Annotated in this window: 19 protein-coding genes; 6 read left to right on the top strand and 13 right to left on the bottom strand. The window is 65.1% G+C overall.

The window, feature by feature from the left end; all coding sequences use genetic code 11:
- Positions 1–28: 28 nt before the first annotated feature.
- The 9 genes from rapZ to OUZ49_RS06985 form a co-directional block, all read right to left on the bottom strand.
- Entirely contained in the window at positions 29–928 is a 900-nt protein-coding gene (rapZ, locus tag OUZ49_RS07025) for an RNase adapter RapZ (protein ID WP_266149480.1), read from the bottom strand.
- A 4-nt stretch (positions 929–932) separates the two neighbouring features.
- A complete protein-coding gene (gene hprK, locus OUZ49_RS07020) occupies positions 933–1,883 on the bottom strand; it encodes an HPr(Ser) kinase/phosphatase (RefSeq protein ID WP_266149478.1) in 951 nt (316 codons plus the stop codon).
- 288 nt (positions 1,884–2,171) lie between these two features.
- Positions 2,172–2,495, bottom strand: coding sequence for a ribosome hibernation-promoting factor, HPF/YfiA family (hpf, locus tag OUZ49_RS07015; RefSeq protein ID WP_266149476.1), 324 nt, complete (start codon positions 2,493–2,495; stop codon positions 2,172–2,174).
- A 290-nt stretch (positions 2,496–2,785) separates the two neighbouring features.
- Positions 2,786–4,249 carry an RNA polymerase factor sigma-54 gene (locus OUZ49_RS07010; RefSeq protein WP_266149474.1) on the bottom strand — a complete coding sequence of 488 codons (1,464 nt, stop codon included), beginning with the start codon at positions 4,247–4,249 and terminating at the stop codon, positions 2,786–2,788.
- A 112-nt stretch (positions 4,250–4,361) separates the two neighbouring features.
- Entirely contained in the window at positions 4,362–5,081 is a 720-nt protein-coding gene (gene lptB / locus OUZ49_RS07005; protein ID WP_266149472.1) for an LPS export ABC transporter ATP-binding protein, read from the bottom strand.
- 3 nt (positions 5,082–5,084) lie between these two features.
- Positions 5,085–5,585 (bottom strand): lipopolysaccharide transport periplasmic protein LptA, encoded by a 501-nt coding sequence (gene lptA / locus OUZ49_RS07000; protein ID WP_323134916.1) that lies wholly within the window; start codon positions 5,583–5,585, stop codon positions 5,085–5,087.
- 13 nt (positions 5,586–5,598) lie between these two features.
- Positions 5,599–6,270 (bottom strand): LPS export ABC transporter periplasmic protein LptC, encoded by a 672-nt coding sequence (lptC, locus tag OUZ49_RS06995; RefSeq protein WP_266149469.1) that lies wholly within the window; start codon positions 6,268–6,270, stop codon positions 5,599–5,601.
- Complete coding sequence (locus OUZ49_RS06990; RefSeq protein ID WP_266149467.1) at positions 6,267–6,812, bottom strand: KdsC family phosphatase; 546 nt, start codon at positions 6,810–6,812, stop codon at positions 6,267–6,269. The genes lptC and OUZ49_RS06990 overlap by 4 nt, the downstream gene beginning before the upstream one ends.
- 142 nt (positions 6,813–6,954) lie before the next feature.
- Positions 6,955–7,965 (bottom strand): KpsF/GutQ family sugar-phosphate isomerase, encoded by a 1,011-nt coding sequence (locus tag OUZ49_RS06985; RefSeq protein ID WP_266149465.1) that lies wholly within the window; start codon positions 7,963–7,965, stop codon positions 6,955–6,957.
- A 261-nt stretch (positions 7,966–8,226) separates the two neighbouring features.
- On the opposite strand from OUZ49_RS06985, the gene OUZ49_RS06980 reads away from it, so the two are divergent.
- Both OUZ49_RS06980 and murA read left to right on the top strand, forming a co-directional pair.
- Positions 8,227–8,466, top strand: a complete 240-nt coding sequence (locus OUZ49_RS06980) for a BolA family protein (protein ID WP_266149463.1) — start codon at positions 8,227–8,229, stop codon at positions 8,464–8,466.
- Between the two features lie 41 nt (positions 8,467–8,507).
- Entirely contained in the window at positions 8,508–9,767 is a 1,260-nt protein-coding gene (murA, locus tag OUZ49_RS06975) for a UDP-N-acetylglucosamine 1-carboxyvinyltransferase (protein WP_266149461.1), read from the top strand.
- Between the two features lie 176 nt (positions 9,768–9,943).
- Here the strand turns inward: murA and OUZ49_RS06970 are convergent, their stop codons facing one another.
- From OUZ49_RS06970 to purM, 3 genes are read right to left on the bottom strand one after another with little or no spacing between them, the layout of a single operon-like run.
- Positions 9,944–10,657, bottom strand: a complete 714-nt coding sequence (locus OUZ49_RS06970) for a DUF3108 domain-containing protein (protein ID WP_266149459.1) — start codon at positions 10,655–10,657, stop codon at positions 9,944–9,946.
- Positions 10,658–10,712: 55 nt separating this feature from the next.
- Complete coding sequence (gene purN, locus OUZ49_RS06965) at positions 10,713–11,387, bottom strand: phosphoribosylglycinamide formyltransferase (RefSeq protein ID WP_266150032.1); 675 nt, start codon at positions 11,385–11,387, stop codon at positions 10,713–10,715.
- Positions 11,387–12,415, bottom strand: a complete 1,029-nt coding sequence (gene purM / locus OUZ49_RS06960; RefSeq protein WP_266149457.1) for a phosphoribosylformylglycinamidine cyclo-ligase — start codon at positions 12,413–12,415, stop codon at positions 11,387–11,389. The genes purN and purM overlap by 1 nt, the downstream gene beginning before the upstream one ends.
- A gap of 177 nt (positions 12,416–12,592) precedes the next feature.
- Between purM and OUZ49_RS06955 the strand changes: the two genes are divergently transcribed.
- The 3 genes from OUZ49_RS06955 (at position 12,593) to hda (ending at position 15,550) form a co-directional block, all read left to right on the top strand.
- Positions 12,593–13,573 (top strand): DUF2066 domain-containing protein, encoded by a 981-nt coding sequence (locus OUZ49_RS06955; RefSeq protein ID WP_266149455.1) that lies wholly within the window; start codon positions 12,593–12,595, stop codon positions 13,571–13,573.
- 91 nt (positions 13,574–13,664) lie between these two features.
- Entirely contained in the window at positions 13,665–14,849 is a 1,185-nt protein-coding gene (locus tag OUZ49_RS06950; RefSeq protein WP_380003576.1) for an AI-2E family transporter, read from the top strand.
- Complete coding sequence (gene hda, locus OUZ49_RS06945) at positions 14,846–15,550, top strand: DnaA regulatory inactivator Hda (protein WP_266149453.1); 705 nt, start codon at positions 14,846–14,848, stop codon at positions 15,548–15,550. Before OUZ49_RS06950 ends, hda begins: the two co-directional genes overlap by 4 nt.
- A gap of 163 nt (positions 15,551–15,713) precedes the next feature.
- On the opposite strand, the gene OUZ49_RS06940 is transcribed toward hda, so the two are convergent.
- Positions 15,714–16,517: an inositol monophosphatase family protein gene (locus OUZ49_RS06940; RefSeq protein WP_266149451.1), complete on the bottom strand. Its 804-nt coding sequence runs from the start codon at positions 16,515–16,517 to the stop codon at positions 15,714–15,716.
- Between the two features lie 158 nt (positions 16,518–16,675).
- Between OUZ49_RS06940 and OUZ49_RS06935 the strand changes: the two genes are divergently transcribed.
- A complete protein-coding gene (locus OUZ49_RS06935; RefSeq protein WP_266149449.1) occupies positions 16,676–17,449 on the top strand; it encodes an RNA methyltransferase in 774 nt (257 codons plus the stop codon).
- Positions 17,450–17,517 lie beyond the last annotated feature (68 nt).

The raw sequence follows: 17,517 nt of genomic DNA, 5'->3' as shown, positions 1-17,517 counted from the left end.
CGCTCAGTGAATTTGGACAGCATGGCAATCACTCGAGTTCGCGATGGAAGGTGAGCACGCCGTTACGCTGCGCGCGATAGTGGGCCGCCAGCTTTTCCACCAGGTAGACCGAGCGGTGGCGACCACCGGTGCAACCGATGGATATGGTGACATAGCTGCGATCGTCTGCCTCGAACCGCGGCAGCCAGGCATCCAGCCAGCGTGCCGTGTCGGCGAAATATTCGGCCACCAGCGGTTGCGCTTCCAGGTAGTCGCGGACCTGCGCGTCCTTGCCTGAAAGCGGCCGCAGCTTGGGGTCCCAGTGCGGATTCGGCAGGCAGCGCGCGTCGAACACGAAATCAGCGTCCAGCGGCAGGCCGCGGCGGAACGCGAACGACTGGAACATCAGGGTGAGCCCTTCGGTCGCCTCCGCATAGCCGGTGGCGATCAGCCGGCGCAGCTGGTGCACGTTCATGTCGCTGGAGTCGATCACCTTGTCGGCAATCGACGAAAGCGAGCGCAGCACGCGTCGTTCCTCGGCGATGGAGTCGGCCAAGGACAATCCGCGCCACGAAAGCGGGTGGCGTCGGCGCGTTTCGGAATAGCGCTTGATCAATACCTCGTCGCGACAATCGAGGAAGATCAGGTGTGCATCGACGCCTTCCGCCGCCAGTTCCGACAACATCTCGGGCATCCGCTTGAGGTCTTCCTCGCGGTTGCGCACGTCCACGCCTACGGCGACGTTGCGGCGCTTGTCGCTCATGCCACGGCTTACCGCGGCCACCAACTGCGGCAGCAGGGCAGTCGGCAGGTTGTCGACGCAGTAGAACTCCAGGTCCTCCAGCGCGCGCAGAGCCACGGTCTTGCCGCCGCCGGACATGCCGGAGAGCACGATCAGGTGGATCGTGTCGGGCTGGTGGATGGTTCGGCCGGTTGTCGTGTCGCTCATGCGTTCACCACGGGGGTAGCCGGCGCATCTGGTGCGCCTGGCGATCAATGAAGGTCTGGGCCGGGTCGATGCCCTTGCTCTTGAGCATATGGTTGCGCACGGCGGCTTCCACCAGCACGGCCAGGTTGCGGCCCGGTGCCACCGGTATGGTGATCATCGGCACCTTCACTTCGAGGATATCGCGGTGGCCGATGTCGCCGGTGAGACGGGTAAGGCCGTCGGTATCCTCGCCTTCGCGCAGCGGCTTCAGGTGCACCACCAGGCGAATGTATTTGGAGGGTTTGACCGCGGTGTGGCCGAACATTTCGCGCACGTTGAGCACGCCCAGGCCGCGCACTTCCAGCAGGTCCTGCAGCAATTCGGGACAGGTACCGTCGATCACGTCCGGTGCAATCAAGGTGAATTCAGTGGCGTCATCGGCCACCAGGCGGTGACCGCGGCTGATCAGTTCCAGCGCCAGCTCGCTCTTGCCCGAGCCCGATTCGCCGGTGATCAGCACGCCGATGGAGTACACCTCGAGAAACACGCCATGCAGGGTGATCTTGGGCGCGAGCAGGCGTGCCAGGTAGTACTGCATCCAGGTCAGCAGCTCGTGGCCGCGCTTGGAGCTGATCCACAGTGGCGTATTGGTCTGCTCGGCGACCTCACGCAAGTCGGAGGGAATCGCCTGATCCTTGGTCACGATGATGGCGACCGGCTGGTAGGCGGAGATCTTGTTGAGCGTTTCCCAGCGCTGGCGCGCATCCAGGCCGTCGAGGAAGTTCAGCTCCTCCGTGCCGATGATCTGGATCTTGTTCGGGTAAATGACGTTGAGGTAGCCGATCAGCGAGGGCCGGCGGGTGGTGGTGGCACCGTGTTCCAGTACGCGCGATTCGCCGCGCATGCCGGACACCCAGCGCAGCGCCATGCGCTCGTGAACGCCATCGTAGAGTTGCCGTGCGGTAAGGCGATCCAATCCAGGTCCTTTGCGCCGCGTGGCGGGACCTGCATGGACCCTGGCGGCTACCCGGGCATTGTGCCAGTTCGCACCAAATGGCGCCTTCCCACGCTCTAGCTCCTTCTCCCCTTTCGGGAGAAGGCTGGGATGAGCCCCGAAAAGGGGGTAAAGGGCGGGTGCTTGCTACAGCGCGACAACTGAGCGCCGAGCTCGTTGCTCCTTCTCCCCTCCGGGGAGAAGGTGCTTGGGTTAGGTTCCATGTGGGGGATATGGCCCGCCCCGGAGCGGGGCGGGCCGGGCAACAGGTCAGCCGTATTGGCGCTCTTCGCGCACGGCGCGCTGGTGCTTGTCGCAGATTTTTTCGCGATGCTTGCGCAGCTGGGTGACCAGCTTGTCGAACAGAATATCGATGGAGACGTACATGTCGGCTTCAAGGGCTTCGGCATGCAGGCTGGCGCCCGAGACATAGACCGTACCTTCGGCGCGTTGCTGCAGCTTGTTCACTGAAAGCACGATGCTGAGGCTGAGGATTTTGTCGTCGAGGCGGGTAAGGCGGTCGAGCCGGCTGTTCACATGATCCCGAAGAGCCTGAGTGACTTCGATCTGCTGACCGCTGAGTTGAACTTGCATGTTGCGCCTCCTCTGGTACTTGCCGCTGGTCGCGGCTGGGGTCGATGCGCCGGTCGCGGGACCGTGGCCGACACACCTTCAAACAAAGCTTCAATGACCGGGGTGCTCCATAGGGGGATTCCCGTCTCCTCGCCAAGGCAGGGCATTCACTATGCACTTCTGCTGCAAAGCCCGCGTTATGCGGACCTTTACGAGTTAGACATGACAGGTTTTCCTCCGGCGGGACTCTCTCCTTTAATGGGGACGTCTTTTATCCCGGCAAGTTCCCGGGACGCTTTGCCGCAGAGGTATCAACTGGCCCGCTGCCGCTCGCTGGAACTGGGGATGCGCATGCCCTCGCGGTATTTGGCGACAGTGCGCCGCGCCACCTGAATGCCCTTGCGGTGCAGCTCCTCGGCAATGGCCTGATCGGACAGCGGCTTGCGCGGATCTTCAGCATCGATCAGCTTGCGCAGCATGGCCTGGATGGCGGTGGCCGAGGCGCTGCCGCCGTCTTCGGTGGACACGCCGCTGGAGAAAAAGTGTTTCAGTTCGAAAGTACCGCGCGGCGTATGGATGTATTTGCGCGTGGTCACACGCGAGATGGTCGACTCGTGCATGCCCACTTCCTCGGCCACTTCACGCAGCACCAGTGGATGCATCGCTTCAGGGCCGTAGTCGAGGAAGGCGCTTTGCCGGCGCACGATTGCCTCGGCCACCTTGATCAGCGTTTCCGCACGCGATTCCAGGCTCTTGATCAGCCAGCGGGCCTCTTGCAGCTGGCCACGCATCCAGCTGGCATCGGTGCCGCGCGCCTGCGCGATCAGGCCGCAATAATGCTGGTTCAGTCCCAGCCGCGGCTGGCAGTCGGGATTGAGGCTGACGCGCCAGCGTCCGGCTTCCTTGCGTGCATATACATCGGGTGCCACGTACTCCACCGGCGTCACGTCCAGCGCGGCGCCGGGCCGTGGATCGAGACTGCGGATCAGCACGGCGGCTGCCGCGGTGTCGTCCTCGCTGGCGCGCAGCTTGCGCGCGAGTCGGGCGATGTCGTTGCGGGCAAGCAGCTCAAGCTCGCTGTCGACGATGCGCAGCGCCAGTTCGCGCTGGGGCAGGTCGGCGTCGAATTGTTCGAGCTGGACACGCAGGCAGTCGCGCAAATCCAGGCTGGCCACGCCGGTGGGATCGAAGCGTTGCAGCGTACGCCGCACGTTCTCCACTTCCGCCGCGCTGGCCTTCAGATCCGGCGGCAAGGCGCCAATCAGCGACTCCATGCTTTCGATGAGGTAGCCATCGGGGTTCAGCGCATCGATCAGCACCGTGGCAATGGTGCGCTCGCGCGCGCTCATATGCGTGAGGTTGAGCTGCCACAGCAGGTGTTCCTGCAGGGTCTCCGCTGCGGCACTTTGCGGCTCGAAACCGTCGTCATCGGGATTGCTGTTGTTGCGCGTGGCGCTGCCGCTGCTGGAGAAGTCGATGGGATCTTCGCCGCCACCATCGCCGTCGCTCCATTCCGGCGCTTCGGCATCGTCCACGGTGTCATTGCTGGAGGTGCTGGGGCTGCTGGCCGGCAGGAGATCGACGACCTCGCGCTCGTCGCCATCGACGTCTTCCGGGTTGTCCTCGGAAAACTCGAGCAACGGGTTGCCCTCTGCGATTTGCCGCAGCTCGGCCTCCAGCTCTAGCTGCGACAGTTGCAGTAGGCGGATGGCCTGCTGCAACTGCGGCGTCAGGGTGAGCTGCTGATTGAGTCGAAACTGCAGTCCGGGTTTCATGCCAGCTGGGTCGGATGAACTTCCGGGTCATCCTAACGCCTGTGCCCAGGGTCGGCCATAGGTCAAAGGCGGAATCGTGTACTACCTCTGATTTAGAGCTGTCGCCGAGCTGTTACAGGCGGAACTCACGACCCAGGTAGACCTCGCGCACCTTCTCGTCGGCCAAGATATGCGCCGGCGTGCCGCGCGAGAGCACTTCGCCATCGTTGAGGATGTAGGCGCGGTCGCAGATGCCGAGGGTTTCACGCACGTTGTGATCGGTGATCAGCACGCCGATGCCGCGCTCCTTGAGATGGCGCACAATGCGCTGGATCTCGCCCACCGAAATGGGGTCGACGCCGGCAAACGGTTCATCCAGCAGCATATAGCGCGGATGGGCGGCGAGGGCGCGGGCAATCTCCACGCGGCGACGTTCGCCACCGGAGAGGCTGATGCCTTTCTGGTCGGCGATGTGCGCGATCTTCAATTCGTCCAGCAGGCTTTCCAGCTCGGTGGTGCGACGCTTTTCATCCCAGCCTTCACGCAGCTCCAGCACGGCCATGATGTTGTCGGCGACACTGAGTCGACGGAACACCGAGGCTTCCTGTGGCAGGTAGCCGATGCCTAGCTTCGCGCGTGAATGCATGGGCAGGCCGGTGATGTCCTGCTTGTCGAGCTTGATGACGCCAGCATCGGCCTCGATCAGGCCGACCACCATGTAGAAACAGGTGGTCTTGCCGGCGCCGTTGGGGCCGAGCAGGCCGACCACTTCGCCCTCCCGAATCGAGAAGGCGAAGTCGCGCACGACCTGGCGCGCCTTGAAACTCTTTTGTAGACCTTCAGCAGAAAGCATCGATTACGGGTTCCCGGTCGGCTGGGTCGCCGGCTTGGTCGGCGCGGTTGAAGCGGGCGCCGGTGCCGGCTTGGCGGGCGTTGCAGCGGGTGCGCCGGGTTTCGCCTTGGGCAGGATCACGCCATGCACCAGGCCGTCGCCGCCGGCCTGGCCGGTGATCAGCGCGGTATTGGTGTTGTAGGTGAGCTTGTCGCCATGGAACTCGCCACGGCCCTGCTGACGCACCACGGCGTTGCCGATCAGCACGGCGATGCCGTTGACATTGTCATAGTCGAGCGTGTCGGCGTCGCCCTGCATCAGGTTGCCGGCGTCGTCCAACTGCTCGATATGCGCCATCTTGCCGGTGACCAGGATGCGCGCGATCTGCGTATCGGCGTCCAGGTACAACTTCGCGACGTCGCCGGTGACCTTCATGGTGCCCTGGGTGGCCACCACATTGCCGGTGAGGGTGGTGATGGTGTTGGGCTGGTTGAAGCCGTCCACCGTCTTGGAGGCGAAGTTCATCGGCTGGCTGCGGTCATCCTGCTTGGCCAGGGCCGGCTGCAGGATGAGCAGCCCCAGCAGGCACAGCAGGCTGAGCCCCAGCTTGGGACCTGAGTTTGCGCGGCGGGTACGTGCCGTGGCTTTCATCGAGCAGCTCCAGATGATTGGTGTTGAGGTTGGCACGCATGCCAACCCCGCTAAGTTTACTGTCGCCCTGCACCATATGTGCGGGAGCTGCCGTCTCCATGCGGTTCTCCTTGGGCCAGGCGGTGACGTCCGAGGTATGCATTTCCGCCGCGGCCGTATCGGCAAAGGCGGCGCGGTGCATGAACACCGGACCATTGAGTTTCAGCAGCGTCCCGCTCTTGTCGACCCAGGCGTACAGCGAGTTGCCCAGCCAGGGGGGTACGCCCGGCTGGTTGGAGGGCATCTCGAAATTCGGCGTATTGATGTACAGCGATTCGTCGTTCTCGCGCCGCTCCAGGTGGGGCGCGACCATGCGGAAGCTGGGCAGGCCGTCGACGTCGAAGGCCCACAGCTTGAAGTTGGTCAGCACGTAACCCGAGCGCGGTGGGCCCACGAAGTCGCTTTCCTTCGGCGTAGGCGCCAGCCACCAGTACAGCATCTGGGCGGCGCCGGTCGCCAGGCCAATCAACACGATCGCCACCGGTACGCCCCGGTCGCGCAGGTATCTACGCAGATTCACTGCCAGCGCTCCCGCTCGGCGGCCGACTTGCCTTGGGCGTGCAGGATCATGTCGCTGATTTCGCGTGCCGCGCCAAGACCGCCGTGGAGCCGGGTATGCCAGTGGGCCTGCTCGAGGATCCACGGATGGGCGTTGGCGACGGCCACGGCCAGGCCGACGATGCGCATGGGCGGCAGGTCGGGCAGGTCGTCGCCGACGAAGGCCACTTGTCCCGGCGTCAGCGACAGCGCCTCCATCAACTGGTCCAGGCAGGCGCGCTTGTCGGACTGGCCCTGGTAGACATGGGCAATGTCCAGCTCTTCGGCGCGCAAGGCGACCGGATGGCTGATACGCGCCGACATGATCGCCACCTGCACGCCATTGGCCAGCAGGCGCTTGAGGCCCAGGCCGTCGTGCACATGGAACACCTTGGTTTCATGACCGTCCTCGCCGTACCACAGGCGACCGTCGGTCAGCGTGCCGTCCACATCGAAGACGACGAGGCGGACCTTGGCGGCGCGGGCGAGTACGTCAGCGGGGATGTCGGAGAGGTAGCTGGGCACGGGTGGGGGCGTCGTTGTGAGGGGCTAGGGATGAGCGGCGAGGGCGCGAAAACCGGAACGGGGTCGAGTATGAACGTCCAATGGGGGCAGGCGTGCACCGTGACGCCCCTCGCTACGCATCCCTCGTCCCTGAGCCGTCAAATCACACCACACGGGCGCGGAGCAGATCGTGAATGTTCAGCGCACCCACCACCTGCTGCTGGTCGTTGACCACGAGCAGGGCGTGAATTTGATGCTTTTCCATCAATTGTGCGGCTTCGATGGCCAGCTTGTCGGCGCTGATGGTCTTGGGGCCCCGCGTCATCAGGGCGGCCACCGTGGATCCGCGCAGGTCCACGCCATCGTCGTCGAGGGCGCGGCGCAGGTCGCCGTCGGTGAACACGCCAAGCAGGTGTCGGTCGGCATCGATCACCGCCGTCATGCCCAGGCGCTTGCGCGTCATTTCCATCAGCGCCTCGGTCAGCGAGGCCTCGGGAGACACGGCCGGAATGCCTTCGCCGGTGTGCATGATGTCGCTGATGTGCAGCAGCAGACGGCGGCCCAGACTACCGGCCGGGTGCGAGCGGGCGAAATCTTCGGAGGTGAAGCCGCGTGCTTCCAGCAAGGCCACGGCCAGCGCATCGCCCATCACCAGGGCGGCCGTGGTGCTGGCGGTGGGCGCAAGGCCCAGCGGGCAGGCTTCGGCGGCGATGCTGGCATCCAGATGCACATTGGCCTCGTCGGCCAGCGACGAATTCGCATTGCCGGTAATCGCGATCAAGGGAATGCCCTGGCGCTTGATCACCGGCAGGATGAACAGCACTTCGTCGGTTTCGCCCGAGTTCGACAGGGCTAGCACCACGTCCTGCGGCAGGATCATGCCCAGGTCGCCATGGCTGGCCTCACCCGGATGGACGAAGAAGGCCGGCGTGCCGGTGGAAGCCAGGGTGGCGGCGATCTTGCGCGCGACATGGCCGGACTTGCCCATGCCGGTCACCACCACGCGCCCGGCGCAAGCCATGATCAGACGGCAGGCTTCGACAAACTCCGGGCCGATGCGGGTCTCCAGGTCGCGGATGGCCGCCGCTTCGGTGGCGATCACGGTGCGGGCATTGCGCACGATGGTCTCGGCGTCGATCGCGTTCTGGCTGGCTGGGGCGATGTGGGCGTTCATGCATCCTCGGGCTTGGTGCCGGAATTTTGTCACCGCCAAAAGGCTCGTGGTGACCTTGAAATATTCCGTTAAATCATGGCGTTGGCGTTTTCTTGCAGCCGCTGTGCGGGGGCTGCCGCCTATGCGTGTCGTTTCTGCGACAGAGGTTTTCCATTAACATGGCATATTCGCATTTTAACGTCATAGTCGACGGCATTGGATTCACCGGCCTTTCGAATCCACGACGTTGACCCACCCTCTGCAAGTGGAACCACCAAATCAATGGACGCTGCCACCATCCAGGCAATGATCGAACAAGGCCTGCCCGGTGCGCGGGCGGCCGTGAATGGCGAAGACGGCGTGCACTTCGAAGCTGAAGTGGTGGCTGCACAGTTCGCTGGCAAGTTGCCGCTCGCACGGCACCGCCTGGTTTACGCCACCCTGGGGGATCTCATGGGCGGTGCGATTCATGCGCTTGCCTTGAAAACCCTGACTCCCGAGGAGGTCGCGGCGCGCCGTTGAGGGCTGCGCTGTGACTCCCAAGCACTTTCGCAAGGACTACGATGGCCAAGATCCTGATCAGTGGCGGCGAGCCGCTCCACGGTGAGGTCGGCATTTCCGGCGCCAAGAACGCCGTGCTGCCGATTCTCGCTTCATGCCTGCTGGCCGATGAGCCGGTGGCGATCAGCAACGTGCCCCACCTGCACGATGTCACCACCTTCATCGAGCTGCTCGGCCAGATGGGTACCCAGCTGGTGCTCGACGACCGCATGAAGATGCATGTCGACCCGCGCTCCACCGACCGCTGCTTCGCGCCGTACGACCTGGTGCGCACCATGCGCGCCTCGATCCTGGTGCTGGGCCCGCTGGTGGCGCGCTTCGGCGAGGCGGAAGTCTCGCTGCCGGGCGGCTGCGCGATCGGTTCGCGTCCGGTCGACCAGCATATTCGCGGCCTCCAGGCGCTGGGCGCCGAAGTGATCGTGGAAAACGGCTACATCAAGGCCAAGGCCAAGCGCCTGAAGGGCGCCCGCATCTCGATGGACATGGTCACCGTCACCGGTACCGAGAACATCATGATGGCGGCGGCCCTGGCCCAGGGCACCACGGTGATCGAGAACGCCGCGCAGGAACCGGAAGTGGTCGACCTGGCGCACTGCCTGATCGCCATGGGCGCACAGATCGAGGGCGCAGGTACGTCCACCCTGGTCATCCACGGCGTCGAGCGCCTGCATGGCGCCGAGTACGAAGTGTTGCCCGACCGTATCGAAACCGGCACCTTCCTGGTCGGTGCGGCCATGACCGGCGGCAAGGTGCGCGCCCGCAACGCCCGCGCCGATACGCTGGACGCGGTGCTGTCCAAGCTGGAAGAGGCCGGTGCGCACATCTCCACCGGCGCCGACTGGATCGAGCTGGACATGCGCGGCCGTCGTCCGAAGGCCGTCAACATCACCACCGCGCCGTACCCGGCGTTCCCCACCGACATGCAGGCGCAGTTCACTGCGCTCAACTGCGTGGCCGAGGGCGTGGGCGTGATCACCGAAACGGTGTTCGAGAACCGCTTCATGCACGCGCTGGAACTGCAGCGCCTGGGCGCCGATATCCGCCTTGAAGGCAATACCGCCATCATCAAGGGCGTGGCGAAGATGAGCGGCGCGCCGATCATGGCCACCGACCTGCGCGCCTCGGCCTGCCTGGTGCTGGCCGGCCTGGTCGCCGAAGGCGACACCACGGTCGATCGCGTCTATCACATCGATCGCGGTTACGAGAACATCGAGGAAAAGCTCGGCGTGCTGGGTGCGAAGATTCGCCGCCTGCCGTCGTAAGCGCCAGTCTTCGAGTGTAAAAAAAGGCCGCGAAAGCGGCCTTTTTCTTTGCCGTCATCCCCGCGAACGCGGGGATCCAGTGCCTTTGAGGCGCTTGGTCAAAGCGAAAGTCACTGGATCCCAGCTTTCGCTGGGATGACGAGCTAGGGGCGACGGGCTTGGCCTAAGCGTTGTGCTCAGTTGCCGTTCTTGTAACTCACCAACTGCAACTCCAGATTGCCACCATCACTCTGCGCCAGCTTCACCGGCACCGGATACTTCTGCGGGGCGTACCAAGCGCTGAAAGCTTTGTCGCTGTCGCTGCGCACGACGCGTTCGGCCTGGAAGTTGCCGGCGGGTACGCTGACGCTGTCCTTGCCGGCGACCTTGAACTGCTGGTTCTCCACGTTGCGTTTGACCGCCACAGGTAGCGCGACCATCTGTTGTCCCCCGCGCAGCGCCATACCGATGGCCAGCGGTGCGGTATTGCGGTCGACCATGCCCGGCACGCTGGGGTAGGTCATCGGTCCCTTGCCTTCGTCCACGCTGACCTGATTGCTGGTCCAGTTCACTTCCATATGGCGCTGCTTGCTCTTGATCGCGGCATCCATGTGGTAGTCGTAGATCACGGTTTCCGGCGCGTTGTTGTTCCAGCGGAAACGGGTCGTTTCGGTGGAATTGGCGCCCAGTGCGGCGGCGAGGCCCGAGGTGCCGTGGGTCTGGTTGCTGTATTCCCACAGGCCGTTGCCGACCGGCTTGAGCGTCACCACGGCTTCGCCCATCACCTGTCCGCCCTGCGATACCTGGTAGGTCGCGGTGAACGGCGTGGGCGTGGCGGCCAGGGCAGCGGAGGTGGAGAGCGCCAGCACCAGGCCGGCGGCGATCGAGCGGATGGAGGTTGGCTTGGTCATGAGGTCCGAAGTCTACGCACCCATCCTGAACGGGTTGTAGAGAGCCGGCGCGGACTCAGTCAACCAAATCGCCGTCTCGCAGTTGCAGCGGCGCCTGCAGGGGCTGGCCGTCCCGTTCGACAATACCGCGCTGCGTCAGGGCCAGACGCCCCTGTGCGATCAAGCGCAGCACGGCGGGCAGCAACTGGTGCTCGTGGACCAGCAGGCGCTCCGCCAGGCGGTGCTCGTCGTCACCGGGCTGGATGGCGATGCGTGCCTGCGCAATCACCGGGCCGCCGTCCAGTTCCGACGTGACGTAGTGCACGCTGGCACCATGTTCTGCATCGCCGGCGTCCAGCGCCCGGCGGTGCGTGTGCAGGCCGCGGTACTTGGGCAGCAGGGAGGGATGGACATTGATCGTGCGTCCGACCCAGGGCTTCAGCGTTTCGCCATCGATGATGCGCATGAAACCCGCCAGCACCAGCACCTGCGCACCGCTGGCATCGAGTTGCGCAAACAGGTCGGCATCGAAGTCGCGCCGATGCGCGTAGCGCTTGGGATCGAGCGTGAAGGTGGGGATGCCCGCGGTTTCGGCCAGTTGCAGGGCGCCGGCCTTGGCCTTGTCGCTGCCGACCATGACGAAGTCGACCGGCAGCTCGCCCGCCTCGCGGGCAGCGATCAAGGCCTGCAGATTGCTGCCGCGCCCGGAGGCGAGCACGGCGACGCGAAGAGGCGACGAAGGCACGGCGATCAACCGATGTGTACGCGCTCTTCGCCCTGCGCAGGCACGACTTCGCCGATCACCGAGCTGGCCAGGCCATGCTTGGCCAGCAAGGCCGAGGCGGCACTGACGGCGTCGCGCGGCAGGATGATGGTGAAGCCGACGCCGCAGTTGAACGTGCGCCACATTTCCTCGCGCGCCACCTTGCCCTCGCGCATCAGCCAGTCGAACACCGGCGGCAGCACGATGGTGGACGCATCGAGCGCAATGCCCAGGCCTTCAGGCACCACGCGGATGATGTTTTCCTTCAGGCCACCACCGGTGATGTGGGCCATGCCGTGCACGGTCTGGTTCTTCAACAGATCCAGCATCGCCTTCACATAGATCGTGGTCGGCGCCATCAACGCGTCGGCCAGGCTGACGCCGCCGAGGTCGAGCTCCAACGGGCTTCCTGCACGCTCGACGATCTTGCGGATCAGCGAGTAGCCATTGGAATGCGGGCCGGACGAGGCCACGCCCAGGATCACGTCACCGGCCACGATGCCTTCGCCGCTGAGCAGGGCGGACTTCTCCACCGCGCCGACGGTGAAGCCGGCCAGGTCGTATTCGCCCGGCGGGTACATGTCCGGCATTTCCGCCGTTTCGCCGCCGATCAAGGCGCAACCGGCCAGCTCGCAACCCTTGGCGATGCCGCCAACGACGGCGACCGTGGTGTCCACGTCCAGCTTGCCGGTGGCGAAGTAGTCGAGGAAGAACAGCGGCTCGGCGCCCTGCACCAGCACGTCGTTGACGCACATGCCGACCAGGTCGATGCCGATGGTGTCGTGGCGACCCAGCTGCTGGGCGAGCTTGAGCTTGGTGCCCACGCCATCGGTGCCCGAGACCAGTACCGGCTCCTTGAAGCGACCGGACAGGTCGAACAGGCCGCCGAAGCCGCCCAATCCCCCCATCACTTCGGGACGGAAGGTGCGCTTGACCAGCGGTTTGATGCGTTCGACCACGGCATTGCCCGCGTCGATATCGACGCCAGCGGCGCGGTAGGTAAGGGCGTCGGACATGGGGGCAACCCGGCGTGGAGAAACGTCAAATTGTAGCAGTGAAGGCGAGGGCCTGCCCGCTGCTCGACGGGAGCGCGCATAACTGAGGTCTGGTGCCGATCTGGGGCCGTTTCCGATGGACGCTGCGGGCCGGATTGGGCAGACTTCCCGGCGTTCCCCTCCGGATTCTCCCACCCCATGCGCCTGTCCCGTCTGTTGCTCGTCTGTCTGATGCTTGGACTTGCCCCGCTGCTGTCCGCGCATGCGCAAGAGCAGGTGTCACCTTATACGGTGGTGGTCTCGGTGGCCGATACCAGCGATGCGGCGAGGAACAACGCCTTCAGCGATGCCCTGGCCCAGGTGCTGGCGCGGACTTCCGGAGGGCAGGACCTGAGCAGCAAGCCGGGTTATGCCGACGTGCTCAAGGGGGCTGCCGGCATCGTCAAGCAGTTCCAGTATCAGCGCGCCGCGACCGGGCTGGCCTTGCAGGTGACCTTCGATCAAGCCGCGGTCCAGCGGGCCGTGGCCCAGATGGGCGTCGCCAGTGCCGGGTCCAAGCCGCCCGTGCTGCTGGTGGTGCGCGACGAGGACGGTAGCGTGCTGAACAAGGACGCCCTGGCCGCACTGACCCAGGCGATCGCGGCGCGCGGCTACAGCACGGTGCTGGCGGATCCCGCCAAGACCGGCGACACGCCGAATCTCACCAGCGCCGACCCCGAGCAGGTGGCCGCGCTGGCCAGGCAGTACAAGACGGGCTTGATCCTGCTGGGCCAGGTGCACGGCAACAGCGGTGACTGGGTGCTGGTATCCGGCGGTCCGCAGCAGCGCTGGAACAACGACGGCGCGAACGCGGCCGCGGTCCTCACGGACGCCGGCAACGGCCTGGCCGATCGCCTGGCCAAGCAGCTCAATGTGATTGGCTCGGCCAATATCGACGGCAAGCTGTGGATCTCGGGCATCAATTCGGCGATGGATTACGCGAATCTGCTGGCCACGCTGCGCGCCGACCCGGCCGTGCGCCAGGTAACCACGATGAGCGCGCAAGGCGATGGCATGTTGTTCGCCGTCAAGGCCAGCCTGCCGATGGATGCGCTGTCCAACAGCCTCGCCGCGGGCGGGCGATTGCTGCGTGGCGACTCGCACAGCGAGGCCGATGCCAGTTTGCGCTGGGTGCACTGAGCCTACCCAGCACCGCGCCTGTCGCCATGCGGTGTCGTGCTGGCGATGCCTGCCGGCATGGGTCAAACTGCCTAACCTCACTGGATGAGCCATGTCGATGACTCATGACACCTCCCGCCGCTGGCAGATGTTCGCGATCAGCGCGGTCATCCTCTACGTGTTCTGGCTGCTGGCGCCGGTGCTGATGCCGTTTGCGTTCGCCGCCATGTTGGCCTACATGGGCAACCCGCTGGCCGATCGCCTGCAGCGCCTGCGCATGGGGCGCACCCTGGCCGTGAGCATCGTGTTCACCGGCTTGCTGCTGTTAACCGTCGGTGCGTTGCTGCTGCTGATTCCCTTGATCTCGCGCCAGGTCGACAACCTGGTGCAGAACCTGCCGCGCTACGTGGACTGGGTCCGCGGCACGGCGCTGCCGTGGCTGCAGGCCACCTTGCACCTGGATCCCGGCGCCTTCGACACCGATCGCCTGATGACCCAGCTCAAGGACCATATCGGTTCGATTGGCGGGGTGGCGTCCAGCGTGCTCGGCAAGATCTCCCGCTCGAGCGTGGGCGTGGTGATGTGGCTGACCAACCTGGTGTTGATCCCGGTGGTCGCGTTTTATCTATTGCGCGACTGGGATCGCCTGGTGACCTGGATCGATCGCATGCTGCCGCGCTCGATCGAGCCGACTATCCGCCAGCTGGCGCGGGAAGCCGACAGCGTGCTGGGCGCCTTCGTGCGTGGACAGCTGCTGGTGATGCTGGCGCTGGGCATTTTCTACGGTGCGTCGCTGACCATCATGGGGCTGTCGGTGGGCCCGCTGATTGGCATGGTCGCCGGCCTGCTCAGCTTCGTGCCGTACCTGGGTTTCATCGTCGGCTTTGGCTCGGCGCTGATTGCCGCCGTGGTGCAGTACGGTGACTGGAATCATGTACTGATCGTGATCGGGATCTTCACGGCCGGCCAGCTGCTGGAAGGCTATGTGCTGGTGCCGCGACTGGTGGGTGAAAAGATCGGCCTGCACCCGGTGGCGGTGATCTTCGCGGTGCTTGCGGGCGGCTACCTCGCCGGCTTCCTCGGCGTCCTGCTGGCCTTGCCCGCGGCATCGGTGATCCTGGTGCTGTTGCGTTACCTGGGCGAGCGTTACCGGCAAAGTGATCTGTACATGCAGGATGGCCGTGGCGATCCGTTGCGCACCGAGGTGGATGTCACGGTCGACACGCCCGATGGCACGGTGCAGACCAGCACGGTCGTCCGCCACGCCGGCGATAAGGACGTAGTACCGCAAAGATGATTCCGCAGTTGCCGCTCGCCCTGCGCTGGCCACGCCGCCAGCGCTTCGAACATTTCCATCCCGGCGCCAACGCCGCGACGCTCGCTGCGGTGGAGCAGCTGGCGCGCACGCCGGGCACACCGTGGCTTTACCTTTGTGGTCCGGTCGGCAGTGGCAAAAGCCATTTGCTGATGGCTGCCTGCCAGGCGGCCGTCGAGGGTGGACGCACGGTGCAATACCTGCCGCTGGCCAGCTTGCGCGACAAGGCGGCTGCCATCCGTGGCGTGGCTGGCAGCGAGTTCCTGGCGCTGGATGATCTCGGCGCCATCGTGGGCGATCGCGACGCCGAACACGCCCTGTTCGATGTTTACAACCGCGCCAAGGCCGAAGGCGCGGCGCTGCTGTTTGCTGCCGAAGCCTTGCCGGCGCAGCTTGGACTGGGTTTGCCGGACCTGCGTTCGCGCCTGGGTGCCTGCCAGCAGGCCCTGCTCAAGCCACTGGATGATGCTGAGCGCCGCGACGTGCTGCGGCAGCAGGCGGCCTCTCGCGGCATCGAGCTGGACGACACGGTGCTGGACTGGCTGTTCAATCGCTATGCGCGAGATCTCGGGGCGCTGCTCGATCTGCTCGACCGCCTCGACCAGGCCTCGCTCGCCGCGCAGCGACGCATCACCGTGCCATTCCTGCGTGTTTTCCTGCGCGAAACCGAGCCGGGCGCCTAAGCTTTCTCGGTAGGAGCGCACCCAGTGCGCGAAAAGCCTACGCAGCGGTGACGCCGTACCGCCGCGGTCGCGCACTGGGTTCGCTCCTACATGGATAAAGAGCTGGCTGGACCCACAAAAAAGGCGCCCTGGTGGGCGCCTTCCTACCATCCGTCGATAGTTCTCAGGCCTTCAACAGCGCCGGGGTGGCGTTCGCGCTGAACGCATCGACCATGGCCTGGGCAATGTGCAGGTTGCCAGCGACGATGTTGCCGCTTTCAGGAATGCCGTCACGGCCGGCGAAATCGCAATAGCGGCCGCCTGCTTCGCGCACCAGCAGCACGCCGGCAGCCATATCCCACGGCTTGAGGCCGATCTCGAAAAAGCCGTCGTAGCGGCCGGCAGCCGTATAGGCCAGGTCCAATGCTGCCGAGCCGGAGCGACGAATATCTTCGGCCTGGCCGAGGATGGCGCGCGTCATGTCCAGCTGCGGTTCCAGATGCGTGCGCTGACGGTAAGGGAAGCCGGTGGCAATCATCGCGCCGCCCAGGTTCTCGCGCTTGCTGACGCGCATGCGGCGGTCGTTGAGATAGGCGCCGTCACCCTTGCTGGCGGTGAACAGTTCGTCGCGCAGCGGGTCGAACACCACGGCATAGACCGGCTCGCCCTTGTCGAGCAGGGCGATCGACACGCAGAAGTGGGGGATGCCGCGCAGGTAGTTGTGGGTGCCATCGAGCGGATCGATCACCCACACCAGCGGACCCTTGCCCATGCTGCCGCTCTCCTCGGCGAGGAAGGCATGCGTCGGGTAGGCGCGCTTGAGTTCCTTGATGATCTCGGCTTCGGCCAGCTTGTCGACTTCCGAGGCGAAGTCCATGCGTTGCTTTTCGACGACATTGAGGCCGTCGATACGGTTCATATAACGCAGGATGATGTTTCCTGCGGAGCGCGCGGCGCGCACCGCGACGTTGACGGCGGGTCTGGGCATGGCTTCGACTTTGCAAAAGAACGGGGTTTTCGGCGGCGAAGTTTAGCAGAGAAGGCGCCTGCGGGCAGGCAGCCCGGGGCCGGCCGGCTGGCAACCGTTTGACAGACCGGCCTACAGTTTCCAAGCTTTGCGCCCGTTTTGCCGCGATTTGCCAGCCCATGACCACCCCCAACGACCTTGCCGACCGCATCCGCTACGTGCTGGTGCGCACCTCGCATCCGGGCAATATCGGCAGCTCGGCGCGGGCCATGCGCACCATGGGCTTCAGTCGCATGGCCCTGGTGTCGCCGGCCCGCTTCCCCGATCGGGAGGCCTCGGCGCTGGCCGCTGGCGCCGATGACGTGCTGGAAGGCGCCGGCATCCACGAGGGCCTGGTCGATGCCTTGGCGGGCACCAGCCTCGCCCTGGGCCTGTCGGCCCGGCGTCGTGGCGTGGACCTGGAAGAAATCACGCCCCGCGAGGCCGCCAGCCGCGCGCTGGCAGCGGCGGCGCGCGGCGAGCAGGTGGCCCTGGTCTTCGGCAACGAGCGTACCGGCCTGGAGAACGAGGAACTGGCCCGTTGCCACGCCATGGTGCGCATCCCCAGCGTGGACGATTTCAGCTCACTGAATCTCTCGCAGGCGGTTCAGGTGATGGCGTACGAGCTGCGCGTCGCCTCCTTGGGCGAGGTGGCAGCCCCGGTTCGCGCGGATGCCGAGCTGCCGGCCGATGCCGCCCAGATGGAGCGTTTCTACGAGCACCTCGGCCAGATGCTGGATGACATCGACTTCCACAAGGGCCGCGCGCCGACCACCATCATGCTGCGTCTGCGCAAGCTGTTTCAGCGCGCCCAGATGGACGAACGCGAGCTGCGCGTGATGCATGGGATTTTTGCCGATGCGCAGCGGATGGCACAGATTGCGAACGACAAGCTCAAGGGTCCAAAGGGCTGACGCCCTTCGCTCGGCAGGAGCGCACCCTGTGCGCGATCAGCGTCTCGCCGTCACCGCTCCGTAGGCTT

Source organism: Dyella halodurans, assembly GCF_026283925.1.
GTDB classification, from domain to species: Bacteria; Pseudomonadota; Gammaproteobacteria; order Xanthomonadales; family Rhodanobacteraceae; genus Dyella; species Dyella halodurans.
This window is presented reverse-complemented; position numbering and strand designations above follow the sequence as displayed.

Coding starts and splice junctions, on each gene's coding strand:
- lptA (WP_323134916.1), bottom strand. CDS start 5,585: ATGAACTTCGCCTCCAAGACGGTGGACGGCTTCAACCAGCCCAACACC.
- OUZ49_RS06970 (WP_266149459.1), bottom strand. CDS start 10,657: ATGACCAAGCCAACCTCCATCCGCTCGATCGCCGCCGGCCTGGTGCTG.
- rapZ (WP_266149480.1), bottom strand. CDS start 928: ATGAGCGACACGACAACCGGCCGAACCATCCACCAGCCCGACACGATC.
- hda (WP_266149453.1), top strand. CDS start 14,846: ATGATTCCGCAGTTGCCGCTCGCCCTGCGCTGGCCACGCCGCCAGCGC.
- OUZ49_RS06955 (WP_266149455.1), top strand. CDS start 12,593: ATGCGCCTGTCCCGTCTGTTGCTCGTCTGTCTGATGCTTGGACTTGCC.
- OUZ49_RS06935 (WP_266149449.1), top strand. CDS start 16,676: ATGACCACCCCCAACGACCTTGCCGACCGCATCCGCTACGTGCTGGTG.
- OUZ49_RS06980 (WP_266149463.1), top strand. CDS start 8,227: ATGGACGCTGCCACCATCCAGGCAATGATCGAACAAGGCCTGCCCGGT.
- OUZ49_RS06985 (WP_266149465.1), bottom strand. CDS start 7,965: ATGAACGCCCACATCGCCCCAGCCAGCCAGAACGCGATCGACGCCGAG.
- hpf (WP_266149476.1), bottom strand. CDS start 2,495: ATGCAAGTTCAACTCAGCGGTCAGCAGATCGAAGTCACTCAGGCTCTT.
- OUZ49_RS07010 (WP_266149474.1), bottom strand. CDS start 4,249: ATGAAACCCGGACTGCAGTTTCGACTCAATCAGCAGCTCACCCTGACG.
- murA (WP_266149461.1), top strand. CDS start 8,508: ATGGCCAAGATCCTGATCAGTGGCGGCGAGCCGCTCCACGGTGAGGTC.
- OUZ49_RS06940 (WP_266149451.1), bottom strand. CDS start 16,517: ATGCCCAGACCCGCCGTCAACGTCGCGGTGCGCGCCGCGCGCTCCGCA.
- purM (WP_266149457.1), bottom strand. CDS start 12,415: ATGTCCGACGCCCTTACCTACCGCGCCGCTGGCGTCGATATCGACGCG.
- OUZ49_RS06950 (WP_380003576.1), top strand. CDS start 13,665: ATGTCGATGACTCATGACACCTCCCGCCGCTGGCAGATGTTCGCGATC.
- lptB (WP_266149472.1), bottom strand. CDS start 5,081: ATGCTTTCTGCTGAAGGTCTACAAAAGAGTTTCAAGGCGCGCCAGGTC.